The organism is Aquabacterium olei, from assembly GCF_003100395.1.
In the GTDB taxonomy this organism is placed as follows: Bacteria; Pseudomonadota; Gammaproteobacteria; order Burkholderiales; family Burkholderiaceae_C; genus Aquabacterium; species Aquabacterium olei.
Genome location: NZ_CP029210.1, coordinates 3144631 through 3159663 on the forward strand (window position 1 = coordinate 3144631; position 15033 = coordinate 3159663).

Here is a 15033-nt window from a genome sequence, read left to right on the forward strand (position 1 = left end):
GCGGTGCTGCCTCACGGGCCCGGGCGCATCGGCTGGCTGCTGGCATGTGCCGCGCTGGCGTTGCCCGCGATGCTGCTCGCGCCCGTGCCGCTCGATCAGCCCGTGGCGCAGTGGCCCGCGCTGGCTCAACAGCTGACCCTGCGCCCCGATCAAGGGGTGGATCAGCCATTCCACACCTTCTGGACGGCCGCCTGGCTGCATGGCAGCGCCGCGCATCGGCTCCAGAATCTGGGGGCGGTCGCGCTGCTCGCCTGGATGGGCTGGCTGGCCGCCCTGCCCCGGGCGGCCGCCCTCGCCTTGCTGGCAGCGTGGCCCCTCACCCAACTCGGTCTGCTGCTGCAGCCATCGCCCATTGCGCACTACGTCGGGCTCTCGGGGGTGGTCCATGCCGGTGTCGCCGTGGTGTGCGTGCACAGCCTGGCGGCCAATCACCCCCGTTTTCCCAAGGCTCTGGCCGCTGTGGCGCTCCTGGGGATCGTTGCCAAGCTCATCATGGAAAACCCCGTCGCCCACCGCCTTGTCCAGCCACCCGGCTCGGATATAACCGTGGTCCCCTGGGTGCACCTCAGCGGCGCGGTGGCGGGCCTGTTGTGCGCACTGCCCGGCGCGCTGTGGTGCCGCCTGGGTGCGCAGCGGGGTCGACCAGCCGGCTGATGGCCCTCATTTGAGCGGGGGCCGCCTCCTTCACGGGAACTTCGTGCCGGCCAACCGGTCAGCAAGGGGTGCAGGTCACCCTGCCGGCACCCCATACAACCGACATACCATTCAGCAAGACCATGCAAACCCGCCAGTCCGTCCTTGCCCGTTCACGCTCGATCCGCCTGATGGCCCTGCTGCCCGTCGTCGTGGCCGCCACGCTTGCCGCGGGCTGCGGCGACAAGAACAAGCCCGAAGGCAAGGCCAGCCAGGCGGCCGCCCGTGTCAATGACACCGAGATCACCGTCCACCAGATCAACCAGGTGCTCGAGCGCCAGCAAGGCCTCAAGCCCGAGCAGGCCGAGTCCGCCAGCCGCCAGGTTCTGGAAGGCCTGATCGACCAGCAACTGGCCGTGGCCAAGGCCGAAGAGCAGAAGCTCGACCGTGACCCGCAGGTCGTGCAGATGCTGGACGCGGCCCGCCGCAACATCCTCGCCCGAACCTACCTTGAGAAGGCGGCGGCCGCGGCCGTCGGCGCGCCCTCGGCGGAAGACGTGCGCAAGTACTTCGACACCAAGCCCGCCCTGTTTGCCCAGCGCAAGGTCTACGCGATCCAGGAGTTCACCGTACCCGCCGCGAAGGACGTGGCCGAGCCCCTGATGACCAAGCTCAAGGCCACCAAGGGCCAGCAGGAATTCGTCGAGGTGCTGAAGGCCAGCGGCGTCAAGTTCACCGCCAACCAGGTCACACAGGCCGCCGAAGGCCTGCCGCTGGCCATCGTCGACAAGCTCGCCGAGGTCAACGACGGTGAGGCGCTCTACGTCACTGCGCCGGACGGCTTCAAGGCCATGCTCGTGGTGGCCAGCCGCCTGCAGCCGGTCACTTTCGATCAGGCCAAGCCGGCCATCGAGCAGTTCCTGACCACCGAGCGCCGTCGCGAATTCGTCAAGAACGAGATCAAGAACCTGCGCACCGCGGCCAAGGTCGACTACATCGGCAAGTTCGCCGAGAAGCCGGCCAGCGGCGCCGTCGCCGCCGCTTCGGCCCCGGCGCCTGCCGAAACCCCCGCCTCTGCTGCCCCGGGCGGCCTGGACGCCACCGCCATGAACAAGGGTCTGTCCGGACTCAAGTGAGCCCGGCCACCCCTTAGGCTCGAAACAGCCCGCGCTGTGCCGACCACGGTGCAGCCGGGCCTTGTTTTTACCTGCATTACCTGACCATGAGCTTTGCTGATTTTCTGCGGGTCCTGCGTGCCCGGTGGATCCTCGCGCTGACCACCCTGCTGGCCGTCGTGATCCTCGCGCTGGTGGGCAGCCTGCTGTGGCCCAAGAAGTACACGGCCAAGGCCGTGGTCATGGTCGACATGAAGATGGACCCGGTGGCGGGCACCTCCACCATTGGCGTCATGCCCTCGGCGGCCTACCTTGCCACCCAGGTCGACATCATCGAAAGTGGCCACGTGGCCCGCAAGGTCGTGCGGGCCATGAACCTGGCTCAGAACACCGCCATGCGGGAAGAATGGGCCGACGCCACGCGCTCCGAAGGCGACTTCGAAGCCTGGCTGGCCGACAAGGTCGGCAAGAACCTCAAAGTGGCCGCCGCCCGCGAATCGAACGTCATCGAGATCGAATACGAGTCGGCCGACCCCGGCTTCTCGGCCGCGCTGGCCAACGCCTACGCCAAGGCCTACATGGACTCGACCGTGCAGTTCAAGACGGCCCCGGCCCGCCAGTACTCCGATTTCTTCGAAGAGCGCGCCCGCCTGGCCCGCCAGAAGATGGAGTCGGCGCAGGCCAAGCTCTCGCAGGCGCAACAGGACAAGGGCATTGTCGTGACCGACGAACGCCTCGATGTCGAGACCGCCAAGCTCAACGACCTGGCCGGGCAGGTCACCACGCTGCGCGGCGTGATGGCCGACGCCTCGAGCCGCCGCAGCCAGGCCGTGGCCAACGCCGAAATCTCGCCCGACGCGATGTCGAACACCGTGATCTCGTCGCTCAAGGGTGACCTCGCCCGCCAGGAAGCGCAGCTCGACCAGTCTCTCGAGCGCTTCGGTGAACAGCACCCCACCATCGTCGAGTTGCGCGCTGCCATCGCCTCCACCCGGGCCAAGATCCGCGCCGAAGTGGGCCGCGTCAGCAGCAGCCTCAATGCCAGCAGCCAGATCAGCTCGTCGCGTGCCAGCGCCATCCAGGCGGCCTACGAAGAGCAGCGCCAGAAGGTGCTGAAGATGAAGCAGGACCGCAACGACCTGCTCGTGCTGGAACGCGAGGTCGAGGCCGCACAACGGGTGTTCGACGCCATTCAGGCCCGCCAGAGCCAGATGAGCCTGGAGGGCAGCAACAGCCAGACCAACATCGTGGTGCTGGGGCCGGCCACCGCGCCCACGTCTCCCAGCTCGCCGCGGCTGGCGCTCAACCTCGTGCTGGCCACGCTGCTGGGCGGCATGCTTTCGCTGGGCCTGACGCTGGGCGCCGAGTTCCTCGACCGCCGCGTGCGCTCGGCCTCCGACGTCACCACCCTGATCGAACTGCCCGTCATCGGCACCCTGCCCGGCCCGAACGCCCGGCAAGGCCGCCTGCCCTGGTCCGGTGGCGCCACGCGCCTGCCCGGCCACGCGATCCAGCCCGCCTCGTCGGGCAACGTGCAGCGCTTCGGTAGTCTGGGATAAGCCATGCAAGACGCGACCCAAAAGCAATTCTCCGCCTCGAGCCTGGGTGTCAACGACTCCCGCTTCCCCGACACGCAGCAGATCGGTGGCGAGCCCACCATCGGCGAAATCATCAGCAAGGCCAACAACCTCTCGCCCGAACAGATCGAGCAGATCCTGGCCTATCAACGCGAGAACGGTGTGCGCTTCGGCGAAGCGGCCGTGGCCCTGGGCCTCGCCAACACCGACGACGTGATGTGGGCGCTGGCACAGCAGTTCCACTACCCGTACAGCAGCGAACACGACGATGCCTGCAGCGACGAGCTGGTGGTGGCCAAGCAACCGTTCTCGGCCCAGGCCGAGGCCTTCCGCACCACCCGCAGCCACCTCATCATGAAGCTGTACAGCGGTGTGGGGCAGCGCCATGCGCTGGCGGTGGTCAGCCCCCGCAGCGGCGACGGCAAGACCTATTTCGCGGCCAACATGGCGGTGGCGTTCTCGCAGCTGTCGGGCCGCACGCTGCTGATCGACGCCAACATGCGCAACCCGCGCCTGCACGAGGTCTTCCACCTGAAGCCGGGCGCAGCCGGGTTGTCGAGCATCCTCACCGGGCGGGCAGTCAGCAACGTCATCCAGCCGGTCAAGGGGCTGCCCAACCTGTTCGTGTTGCCGGTCGGCACCGTGCCCCCCAACCCGCTCGAACTGGTGGAGCGCCCCGCCTTCGGCCTGCTGATCCGCGAGCTGCTCACCAAGTTCGACCGCGTCATCGTCGACACACCAGCCGCCTCGCAAGGGATGGACGGTGCGGTCATCGCTGCCAAGTGCGGCGCGGCCCTCGTGATGGCGCGCCAGGACGTCACCCATGTCAGCGACATGCAGACCATGGTGGCCACGCTGCGCATGTCCGACATCCAGATCGTCGGCAGCGTGCTCAACGGGTACTGACCGCCGCCGCATGCGTGCCGTCGTGTCACGATGGCTCTGGGGACTGGGCCTCGCCATGGGTGCGGCCCCCATCTGGGCGCAATCGGCACCGGCCGCCTGCCCCGACGGCCCACGTCTGAGCCCGGACGGGCAGAGCGCCGCGGCGTTGCAGAAGGCCATCGACAAGGCCCCGGCCGACACCGTGGTGATGCTCGCAGGCCGCTATGACATTGACCGCACGGTGCGCCTGCGCTCCGGCACCCGGCTGTGCGCCCAACCCGCCGCCACGCTGCAATGGGCCGATGAAGACCGCCCCGGCCTGCTGCTCGACGGCACCCGCGCCGACCACACGCGCATCCAGAACCTCATCCTGCAAGGCCGCGGCATCGCCTTGAAGGGGCGTGGCCACCACGTCGAAAACAACTGGATCCGTCGCATCACCGGCGGCCCACACCAGGGCAAGGCCCACTGGAACCAGCGCCATGGCGTGATCGTGGTCGACCGGGCCGAGCAACTGCGCGTCATCGGCAATCGCTTCGAGGACATCGTCGACACGGGCATCATGGCGTACGGCCTGCGCGACAGTGCATTGCAGCAGAACCATTTCCTGCGCGTCGTCGAGGGCATCCACCTCTGGTCGAGCGGGCACACCACCGTGGCGGGCAACACGGGCGAGGGCTTCACGGCCATGGCCATTGAGGTGCAGGGCGACGACATTCCCGGGCTGGTCATCCGTGACAACCGCTTCAGCAGCTGGTTGGCCACGCACGACCCGGGCAGCTATGCCATGTCGGTGGTGAGTGGCGACGGCGCAGTGGTCAGCGGCAACACGGTCGAAGCGCGCCCGGGCATGGGCGCCACACTGGAGGTCGGCGGCATCGCGCCGGTCGTGCAGGGCAACACCCTGGTCGGGGCCCCGCTGGTGATCGCCACCGCACCGGATGCCCGCATCGAGGGCAACACGGTGCGCGGCGCCGGCATCTTCAAGGACGTCAACCGCGTGCAGGGCGGGCAGTTGCGCATCAGCGGCAATCGCATCGAGCAGGCCCCGCGTGTGGCCATCGGCACCGACTACTGGCGCGGCTACGACCGCATCACCCTCAGCGACAACACCATCGTGCGCCAGCAGCAGCCCGGAGATGCCCCCTTCATCGGCATCCTGCTGACCGGCACCGACAAGAGCCCCCTGACCGTCACCGGCAACCGGGTCACGCTGCTGCCGGGCAGCACGGCATCAGCACCCATGGCCTGCTTCGGCAACTCGGGGCACCAGGGCGACATGCGCGGCGCACTGGTGGCCGACAACGTCTGCGAGGGACGCGGCCACGGTGCGTTCGTCAGCACCAACTCACAGGGCGGCCACGTCGGCGTGCGCTACTTGCGCAACACGCTGCGCGACCTGCGCCAAGGCATCAGCGGAGACAGCAGCGGCCTGATCGCCGAGCGCAACCGGCTCGAGCGCGTGGCCACCGACCCGGCCGGACTTGGCCGCTGAGCCGGCTGCGTCGCGGGCATCGCGGTCACCAGGTCGGCGCCCACCAGGCCGCGCAGGTCGTCCAGCGTGGCCACCCGGCGATCGCGCCGGTCGGCCATCACGCACGCCAGCAACGCCAGCATCAGGCCGGACCCGAGTGCCACCGGCAGCACGTACTCCCAGCGCGGAAACCAGGCCTCGTTGGGCAGCGTGGCCGGCTCCACCAGCACGATGTCCGACTTGCTCGCGTCGCGGTTCGCGGCCAGCGTGGCGAGGTTGGTCGCCATCACGATGTAGTCCTCCGCCGCCGTGTCGAACCGGGACTGGGCCTGGCGGAAAGCCGCCCGGTCATCCAGCGAGGCGAGCAGGCGATCGCGGGCGGCGTCCCCGGCCTGATCCCGCTGCACGCGCACGCCCTGCTGGATCTCGGCCACTGCCCCCATCGAGCGGTTCAGCGAAGCCACCTGACTGCGAATCTCCTGCTGCGTGCGCTGGATGGCCGCGTCGAGGGCGGCCACCGACGGGTGGTTCACGCCACGCGACGCCATGGCCGCCTCCTGCTGCGCGCTCAGGTCTGCCAGGCGCACGCGCAAGCGCTGCAGCACCGCATCGTCGAGCGTGCTGCGCGCCTCTTCGCTGCCCTGCAGCACGCGGGCCGTGGCCGCCGCCTGCTGCGACGCCATCAGCCCGATCACGGCCTGCCGACGCAACTGGTCATCGGCCTGGAAGCCCGGGTCCGCCATGCCATCGAGCAGCACGCCCGAGCGTTGGGACACGGCCATCAGCTCATCGTGTGCTGCCGTCATGCGGGCCACGCTGCTGGCCAGGCTGCGCGCCACCGGGGCCTCCAGTGCCTGGTCGTCCATGCGGTTCAGCCGGTCGACTGTGGCCACCAGTTCCTCGGCATAGGCGTTGGCCATGGTGCGCGCAAAGCCGGCGTCGGGCGCCACGTAGCGCACCTGCATCAGGTAGCCGCCGCGCCCGAGCGCCGGCATCAGCCCCCCCTGCGCCAGCTGAATCAACCATTGCTGGTAAGAGCCCGCCTTTTCGCCCTGGCGGGCCCAGCTCTCACGCAGGATGTCGACCTCCTCCAGCCGCAGGCGCTTGACCACGCGCTCGGCCACCAGGTCGCTCATCAGCAGCGCAGCCCGCGCACCGACCACCGTCACGCTCGGGTCGCTGGTCACGCTCCGCACGGGCGAAGGTTGTGTGTCGGCCAGCACCAGCGCGGTGGCCATGTGCTGCCGCGGCAGGACCAGCCAGTAGGCCAGGGCGATCGCCTGGCTGCTGATGAACACCGCCAGCGCGAGCTTGCGGTGTTGCTTGAGGATGCGTTTCAGCGCCATCACGGCACACTCCTTTGCGCAGCAGGCCAGGATGACGGATCAGCCACCTGACGCGCCAGATCGAGCACGCCGGCCGCACAGCGGCTCCAGCTCAGTTCATGAGCCACCCGCTCTGCCATGCGGTCAGCGCGCTCGCGGCGGGTCTCTGGCGATTCGGGTGTGGCCAGCACGGTCATCAGCGCCGCCGCGGCCGCGTCCGGGTCATCGGGTGGCACCAGGTGCGCCTGTCCGGCACACAGCTCGCGGTGCGCCGTGATGTCCGAGCACACCACGGGCGCGCCCGCACGCAGCGCTTCCAGCGGCGGGAAGCCGAATCCTTCGATGTGCGAGAGGAACAGGAACGCCCGCGCGTGGGCATACAGCCCCGACAGGGTCTCGGCCGACACCGTGCCCAGTGCCGACACCCCTTCGTCGTTCACGTCGCGCACACCCACCAGCCGCAGGGGCAAGGCGGCAGCCCCGGCCCGCTTCCGGTAGGCCGCGTAAGCCGCCCGCACCCCCGCCAGGTTCTTGTGCGGCAGTCCGGAGGCCAAGGCCATGATGTAGTCGCCCGCTTGGGGGCCTGGCGCGGGCAGCGGTGGCACGCCGTTGTAGACCACGCGCACCCGGTGCGAGGGCGCCCCGGCGGCCAGCAGATCGGCCTCCGTGGCGCGAGAGATCGCAACAATGCCATCGGCACGCCGAGCCGAATGCAGCAGGCCGGCCTTCACCAGCCAGCCTTCCAGCCGCCCGAAATGGGCCGGGTGATGTGCCAGGTACCACAGGGGGATCAGGTCGTGGATCACGCACACGGTGCGCAGCCGCACCAGGTGTCGCCCCAGCCCGGGCGTGAAGCCCTTGGGCGACAGGTAGACAGCCTGTGCGCCACGAGCCCGTGCCCAGAGCGCCGCACCGAACTGAGACCACCACAGGCGACGCAGCCGCCCCGGCATGGCAGGCGCCAGCACGTGCAGGCGCACCTGCCGTGGCAGACCGAGCGACTGAAAGTCGGCCACATTGCCACCATGGCAGGCCACGTCCATCACCTCGTCTGCCGCCAGTTGGGCCGCCATGGCGCCACACAGCTGCACGGCATAGCTGTAGATGCCCTTGCTCTTGGCCGAATCGGGCGTCAGCTCGAAGGCGTCAAACACCAGGTGCACGGCCGGCTCCTGGCCGGATGTCCACCCGGCGCGTCACGATGTAGTACTCCATCGACACCATCCCGGCCACGATGTAGAACATCGCAGCGATCGACGGCGTCTCGAAATGCGGCTCCGACAGGCTGGTCAACGCCAGCATGCCCATGACGATGAAGCTCCAGGCGGCAAAGCCCTTGAAATGCCCCGCGGCGTCTTCACCCAGACCGGGCAGCCGCGCCCCCAGCCACGCGCGGCGCATCGAGCCGAACACCACGGCGCCCCACAACACGAAGTACACCACGCCGCCGCGCACCAGGCTCGAGACAAAGCTGTTGTGCGGCTCGCGCACCACCACGCCCTCCCCGTCCACCCCGGGCGCCATGAAGTTCGTCAACGCCGGGCCGTAGCCCACGCCGAACACCATGCGATCCGGGCTCGCCCGCCACATGTCGAGCGACGACGCCCACCAGTCCAGCCGCTGCTGCACGCCGGTGGCGCCGTACTCATCCCCGTGCTTGCCGGAAATCGACAGAAAGCGATCGACCACCGCCGACAGCGTCACATCCGAGATCCGCCCCGGGATCTTGATGTTCAGCGTCTCCACCAGCGCCAGCGACAACACCATGGCGATCAAGCCCCCCGCCACCGCGGCGAAGGCCCGCTTGTAGCCAAAGAAGCCCAGCGCCACCGGCACGAACAGGATGATCAGGTACAGGTTGCGCGACTGCGCCATCACCACCACGATGATGGTCTCGACCAGCACCAGCAGGATCCACAGCGTGCGCAGCCAGCTTCGCTTCGGGAACACATGCGGGATGGCAAACCAGGCCACGAGCACGGCAATCGCGGTGTAGGGCGATGTCAGCTGCGTGCCCAGCACGGGCACCGCCTGCTGGTAACTGCTGAACGAAGGCGAGACGGCCTGAATCCACGTCGAGAACGGCCACGTCAGGCCATACAGCCCCCCGGCAATGAACCAGATGCGCATGAAGCGATCGCGCCACGCGAGCCAGGTGCCGCGGTGCACACCGAGCGCCACGATGGCCATGCCCGCCACGAAGAAGGCGATGTCGACCACCGTCAGCACATCGCGCAGCGCCGCCATCTTGTAGGTGAAGAAGTCGCGGTACAGGTGGTAAGTCGGCGGGATCACCATGGCGGCCATGGCCAGCCAGAACGCCGGCGTGCGAGCCAGCCAGCGGTAGGTCAGCGGCAGCAGCACCAGCAGCCCGATCAGGCAGCCCCCCTCGGCCAGCGTGATCTTGGCCGAGCCCGCGCCCACCACGATGTTGGTGAAACCATAGTTCAGCACGAGCTGCCCCAGCGTCACCGACAACACCAGGCGCACATACCAGGGCGCTTTCGGCGCGGCGAAGCTGAAGGCGGCCCACAGGATCACCGCCACCACCACATACCGCAGCCCGTAGAGGCCCAGGAAGGGGCTGCCCACCAGCACGTAGTAGCCGATCAGGGGCACCAGCACACCCAGAAGCAGAAACAGCCCGAGCTCCGTCCACGAGGGCCAGGCCCACGACATGGCGCGTGCGCGCCACATGGCCAAGGTGCTCATGCCTCTCCCTCCAGCCGGCGCAAGGCCTCGGCACATTGCGGCACCTGCTGGCGCACATCGTCGTACACAGCGGCCGCGCGCTCGGCCCAGCCCATGCGGCGCGCCCGGGCCACCGCCTCGTCATGCAAGGCCTGCCGGGCCGGGGTCGACAGCGCATGAAACTGCACCACGGCCTCCGCCAACGCGTCCACCACCTCACCCTGGCTTCGCCCCGCCGTCGACACCACCATGCCGCAGGCGGGCGTGATGAAGTGATGCGGGCCGCCCAGGTCCAGGCAGATCACCGGCAGGCCGCGCGACAGCGCCTCCATCACGACCGTACCGCCCGAGTCATGCAGGCTGGGAAACAGAAAGGCATCGGCCTGGTGATACAGGTTCATCAGCTCGCTCTGCGGCACCCGGCTCACGAAGCGCACGCGGTCGGTCAGGCCCAGCGCCTGCACCCGGGCCTTGAAGAAGCCATCCAGCTCCCCTTCGCCCACGATCAGCAGCGCCACGTCGGCGCCGCGGTCGACAGCGGCCCGCAGCGCTGGCAGCGCCAGGTGCACGCCCTTGAAAGCAATCAGGCGCCCGGCAAACATGAAGGTCGTCCGGGCCCGACGCACCACCGGCGTGGGCCGGGGCACGACGTCCATCACACCCACCTCGTGGGCGACCACGGCCCGCGCACGCAGGCTGGCAGGCAGGAAGGCCAGCGTGTCGCGGGTGCGGCAATAAAGCCGGTCGGCACGCGACCAGGCCAGCCGCGTGGGCACATCGAGCCAGAACGACCACAGCACCGCTGTGCGCAAGGCTTCCTTCAGCTGCACCTTCCAGGGTAGCCCGGCAAACAACCGCGCTGGCGCCGTCTCGGCACCGCCCAGCGGCCCGACGATGAAAGGCAGGCCGAGCCCGCCCAGCCACGACGGATAACGCAGCGAGCCCCACGTCAGGTGGTGCACCACATCGAAGGTCTGCCGCTGCACCAGGTCGCGGGCCACCGGCCGCATCTTCCACTGCCAATACACGTAGTACAGCTGCGAATCCAGCAGGCGGCGCTCGAACCGCCCCCACGGCGGCGGCACATCCACATACACCACCTGAAGCCGCGGCACCGGCCGGCGCGCCAGCTCGGCCTCCACATCGGTGCGGAACCACGCATGCGTGATCACCGTGACCTCATGGTGCTTTGCCAGCGCCAACGCCCAATGCCAGCCCACGCCGCACTCCGAGCCCAGCACCGGCGAAAACGCAAAGGCCGACAGCAGGATTCTCATGCGTGCTGCTCCTGCCTCATCGCACCCACCTGACGGTGAAAGGCCAGCAAATGCCACAACGTGGGCACCAGCACACCGATGTTCGAGACCCACACGGCCCCCAGCAGGCCGAACGCCGGGATCAGCCACGGCGCGAGCGCAAACGACACCACTGTGCCGGCCACATAGGACCAGAAGATCTGCTCCGTCTGCCGGATGACGAGGCCGCCAGCCTGCGACACCAGCGACAACATCCCCACCAGCGGGCCCACCGCCGCATGCGGCAACACCGCGGCCGCCTCGGCAAAACGCGCGCCGAACAGCCAGCCAACCAGCTCAGGCCCCAGCCCCACCAGCACGGCCACGATGGCCGCTGCCAGCAGCATGATGAGGCTCGCCGATTGAGCCAGATAACGCTGCATGGCCGGCATGCCCCCGGCCTTGAATCGGCGTGCCGCCTCGATCGGCAAGTGGTTGCCCAGTGCCTGGCGGATCACGTTCAGCCCGTTCAGGATGGACGCGGCGGCGTTGTACTGCGCCACCCACAAAGGCTTGCCCCACTCGGCGATCTGAAACGGAACCAGCATGAAAGACCCGAACATGAAGACCTGACTGAAACACACCCACCGCGATTCCGCCCAGTGCGATGCGGCAGCCCGCTGCAAGGCTGCAGGCGCGGGCCAGGGCACCGCTCGCGCCTCGGCCGGCAGGCCCGCATAGGCCCAAGCGGCCGATGCAGCAAATGGCAGCGCCCCCACCAGCAGCACGGCCTCAAGCGGTGCCTCACCGCCCGCCGCCATGCCCACCGCCAGAATCGCCACCAACTGCCCGCCGTAGGCCAGCGCATCCAGCGCAGACACCCGCTGCATGCGCCCTTGCACGAACAGCACCCGCCGCATCGTTTCCTGCAGCAGGAAAGCCGCCGTAAACACCGCGGCCGCCAGCGCCACGCCCTGCGAGGGCAGGTAACGCCACGCCACCAACGCAAACAGCCCGATCACCAGCGGCCAGCCCAGCACCTGCAACAGCAGCACGGCCTTCAGCCGTTCGCCCAACTCGGCGGGCGCCTCTCCCACCGCAGCAATCGCCATCGGCTGGGTCAGGTAGGCCCGGTGCATCGCGCTGACGAACCACACCAGCGTGATCGCCAGCCCGTAGGCCGAAAACGCCGACAGCGACACATGACGCGCGACCACCAGCGTCAGCACGAAATTGCTGGCCGACACCAGCACCTGGTCGCCCAGCGCCCAGACCACCGGCGACCGGGTCAACCGTGCCCAGGTCACTCGTGGTAGTCGTAGGCTTGGAAGCCTGCGAGTTTGACCAGGTTGTCGCGCTTGGCCGAGGTGTAGTCGCTCTGCACCATCTCCTTGACCAGATCCTGCAGCGTGATCTTGGGCTCCCAGCCCAGCTTGGCCTTGGCGTTGCTCGGGTCACCCAGCAACGTCTCGACCTCGGTGGGGCGGTAGTAGCGCGGGTCGACCTTCACGATCACGTCGCCCACCTTGCACTTGGCCAGCATCTCGCCATTCACCGGCTCGACCTTCGTGACCACGCCCACTTCGTTTTCGGCCTCGCCTTCGAACGCCAGCGTGACGCCCAACTCCTTGGCCGCAAACTCCACGAACTGCCGCACGCTGTACTGCACGCCGGTGGCGATCACGAAGTCTTCCGCGTGGTCCTGCTGCAGCATCAGCCACTGCATCTCGACGTAGTCCTTGGCGTGGCCCCAGTCGCGCAGCGCGCTCATGTTGCCCAGGTACAAGCAGTCTTGCAGGCCCAGCGCGATGCGGCTGATGGCGCGCGTGATCTTGCGCGTCACGAAGGTCTCGCCGCGCACCGGGCTTTCGTGGTTGAACAGCACGCCGTTGCAGGCGTACATGCCGTAGGCCTCGCGGTAGTTCACCGTGATCCAGTAGGCGTACAGCTTGGCCACTGCGTACGGGCTGCGCGGGTAGAAGGGCGTGGTCTCCTTCTGCGGGATCTCCTGCACCAGGCCATACAGCTCGGAGGTGGAGGCCTGATAGAAGCGGGTCTTCTTTTCCAGGCCGCAGATGCGGATGGCTTCCAGCAGGCGCAGTGCGCCGATGCCGTCGGCATTGGCGGTGTACTCGGGCTCTTCGAACGAGACGGCCACGTGCGACTGGGCCGCCAGGTTGTAGATCTCGTCGGGTTGCACCTGCTGCACGATACGCACCAGCGACGTCGAGTCGGTCAGGTCACCGTAGTGCAGCACGAAGTTGCGGTTGTTGACGTGCGGATCCTGATACAGGTGGTCGATGCGGTCGGTGTTGAACAGCGACGAGCGGCGCTTGATGCCGTGCACCTCGTAGCCCTTGTTCAACAGAAACTCCGCCAGGTAGGAGCCATCCTGACCGGTGACGCCCGTGATCAGGGCGACTTTCTTGCTCATGTCCAAAACTTTCTGCGTTCAGTGTCCAAAAAAACGGGGGCGCATGTCCGGCGACATGGCCCGCTCCCACTCACGGGCAAACGCCTCGTGCAGCGCGAATTCCTCGGCCTCGTCATGGCCCAGCGACGACATGCGCACCAGCAAGCCATCGACGATCTGTCCCTGCAGACCATAGCGGACCTGCTGCAGCTTGCGACGGAAACCCGGCACCGTCACGGTGTCGGCCAGGGTGACCCAGTACGTCACCGGCTCCTGGCGCTGGTGCTTGGTGCCCACCATGCGCACCGACGGCACTTCATGGCCGGCGAGAGGCAGATCATGCACGCCCCGCGCCGCCACCGTGAACCCCTGGGCGTCGTAGCAGAACTCGGGCCGGTGGGCCGCCGTGTTCCACGAGTTCTGGTTCTTGCCGTACGCCAGCGACAGCATGATGGCCTGCCCCCGGCTGTTCACATACGTGCGTGCCAGGGTCTGCGAATAGAACTTGGCCAGCGTGGCATCCAGCGTCGGGTCCGACACCACCGGCGCAGCGTCGGCCCGCACCACCCAGTCGCCAAACCGCTTGGGGATCACCGTTTCCAGGTCGAGCGCCGGCAGCTCATCGGCCAGCACGCGAGACGGCTTCAGCGCCTCGGCGCCGCCCACGGACAGCAGCATCGCAGCCAGGGCCACCACGGTGGCCCCCGTCACACGGCGCAGGTCATCGAACTTCAGCACGGGCGCCTCCGTCACGGTCAAAACGGGCCGCCAGCAGGCGGTCGAACAGGAAGGTCAGCACCAGCGCGATGGCAAACAGCACCATCCCCGCAAAGCCGTGCGCAAAGCCCTGCCCGGCCTCGTCGCCCAGGTGGTAGGTGATCAGCACCAGCACCAGCACCCGCGCCACGTTCGACACGAACGAGATCGGCACGATCATCACCGCCAGCAGCACGTTGCGCGCCTTGGACTGGTAGCGCATCACCTTCATGTACAGCAGGCCCAGCGCCTCGAGCGTGAACAGCGAGTTCAGTCCCGAGCACGCATCGGCCACCAGCAGCTGGTACGGCCCGATGACGAGCATCACGCCCGAGCGCCCGATCGGGTAGCCCGCCAGGTACAGCACCTTCTCGGCCACCACCGACACCGCGTGCTTGAGCGGCATCGTGATCGCCTGCACCAGCGCCCCGGGCAGCGGCACCGAAAACAGCAGGAACAGGATCGGGAACCAGGCGCGCTTCAACGCCCCCCAGCCATGCAGGATCAGCAGCCCGGATGCGAGCACGATGACCTGTGAGCCCGCCTCGAGCTCGATCACCGACTGCGAGCGCCCCACCATGAAGCACAGCAGCCCGAAGGCCAGCAGGCCAAAGCCCGCCCCCAGCGCAGGCCGGGCGGGGCCGGCAAAGATCTCGCCGCGCGCCGTCCACAACAGCCACGCACTGGCTGCCACGATCAGCGGCCCATGGCCCTGCTCGTCGGTCGCCCACGTCGACACCGCCAGGTGCGCGTAAGTCGGGCCATACAGGCAGAAGAACCCAACCAGCAAGAGCACAACGCCCCAACCTTGCCCGGGCAGGGTCAGCGGCGAGGCGGGCAATGGGGTGACCGCACCCGACGGCGGCGTGACTTCAACAGACATGGCGAATTGTTACCTGCCCGATGGATAAGTTCCGCTCGGGCCTGCT

General features: G+C 68.2%; 12 protein-coding genes. 5 read left to right on the top strand and 7 right to left on the bottom strand.

Annotation, left to right across the window (positions count from 1 at the left end):
- Window positions 1-3 precede the first annotated feature (3 nt).
- The 5 genes from DEH84_RS14080 to DEH84_RS14100 all read left to right on the top strand — a co-directional run bounded on the left by DEH84_RS14080 (window position 4) and on the right by DEH84_RS14100 (window position 5705).
- Complete coding sequence (locus DEH84_RS14080) at window positions 4-654, top strand: rhomboid family intramembrane serine protease (protein ID WP_109037419.1); 651 nt, start codon at window positions 4-6, stop codon at window positions 652-654.
- A gap of 122 nt (window positions 655-776) precedes the next feature.
- A complete protein-coding gene (locus tag DEH84_RS14085) occupies window positions 777-1769 on the top strand; it encodes an EpsD family peptidyl-prolyl cis-trans isomerase (protein WP_109037420.1) in 993 nt (330 codons plus the stop codon).
- 86 nt (window positions 1770-1855) lie between these two features.
- Complete coding sequence (epsF, locus tag DEH84_RS14090) at window positions 1856-3307, top strand: chain length determinant protein EpsF (RefSeq protein ID WP_109037421.1); 1452 nt, start codon at window positions 1856-1858, stop codon at window positions 3305-3307.
- 3 nt (window positions 3308-3310) lie between these two features.
- Window positions 3311-4231: a polysaccharide biosynthesis tyrosine autokinase gene (locus DEH84_RS14095; protein ID WP_109037422.1), complete on the top strand. Its 921-nt coding sequence runs from the start codon at window positions 3311-3313 to the stop codon at window positions 4229-4231.
- 55 nt (window positions 4232-4286) lie between these two features.
- Window positions 4287-5705, top strand: coding sequence for a right-handed parallel beta-helix repeat-containing protein (locus DEH84_RS14100; protein ID WP_159098973.1), 1419 nt, complete (start codon window positions 4287-4289; stop codon window positions 5703-5705).
- 1324 nt (window positions 5706-7029) lie between these two features.
- Here DEH84_RS14100 and DEH84_RS14115 read toward each other — a convergent pair.
- From DEH84_RS14115 to xrtB, 7 genes are read right to left on the bottom strand one after another with little or no spacing between them, the layout of a single operon-like run.
- Window positions 7030-8172, bottom strand: a complete 1143-nt coding sequence (locus DEH84_RS14115; RefSeq protein WP_109037426.1) for a glycosyltransferase — start codon at window positions 8170-8172, stop codon at window positions 7030-7032.
- A complete protein-coding gene (locus DEH84_RS14120; protein ID WP_159098974.1) occupies window positions 8156-9721 on the bottom strand; it encodes an O-antigen ligase family protein in 1566 nt (521 codons plus the stop codon). The genes DEH84_RS14115 and DEH84_RS14120 overlap by 17 nt, the downstream gene beginning before the upstream one ends.
- The gene (locus DEH84_RS14125) at window positions 9718-10977 is read right to left on the bottom strand and encodes a glycosyltransferase family 4 protein (protein WP_109037428.1); all 1260 of its coding nucleotides are present in this window, start codon (window positions 10975-10977) and stop codon (window positions 9718-9720) included. The genes DEH84_RS14120 and DEH84_RS14125 overlap by 4 nt, the downstream gene beginning before the upstream one ends.
- The gene (locus tag DEH84_RS14130; RefSeq protein WP_109037429.1) at window positions 10974-12242 is read right to left on the bottom strand and encodes a lipopolysaccharide biosynthesis protein; all 1269 of its coding nucleotides are present in this window, start codon (window positions 12240-12242) and stop codon (window positions 10974-10976) included. Before DEH84_RS14130 ends, DEH84_RS14125 begins: the two co-directional genes overlap by 4 nt.
- Window positions 12239-13369, bottom strand: a complete 1131-nt coding sequence (gmd, locus tag DEH84_RS14135) for a GDP-mannose 4,6-dehydratase (RefSeq protein ID WP_109037430.1) — start codon at window positions 13367-13369, stop codon at window positions 12239-12241. The genes DEH84_RS14130 and gmd overlap by 4 nt, the downstream gene beginning before the upstream one ends.
- Before the next feature lie 18 nt (window positions 13370-13387).
- Entirely contained in the window at window positions 13388-14086 is a 699-nt protein-coding gene (epsI, locus tag DEH84_RS14140) for an exosortase-associated protein EpsI, B-type (protein WP_159098975.1), read from the bottom strand.
- Window positions 14070-14987 (bottom strand): exosortase B, encoded by a 918-nt coding sequence (xrtB, locus tag DEH84_RS14145; RefSeq protein ID WP_109037432.1) that lies wholly within the window; start codon window positions 14985-14987, stop codon window positions 14070-14072. The genes epsI and xrtB overlap by 17 nt, the downstream gene beginning before the upstream one ends.
- Between the last annotated feature and the right edge of the window lie 46 nt (window positions 14988-15033).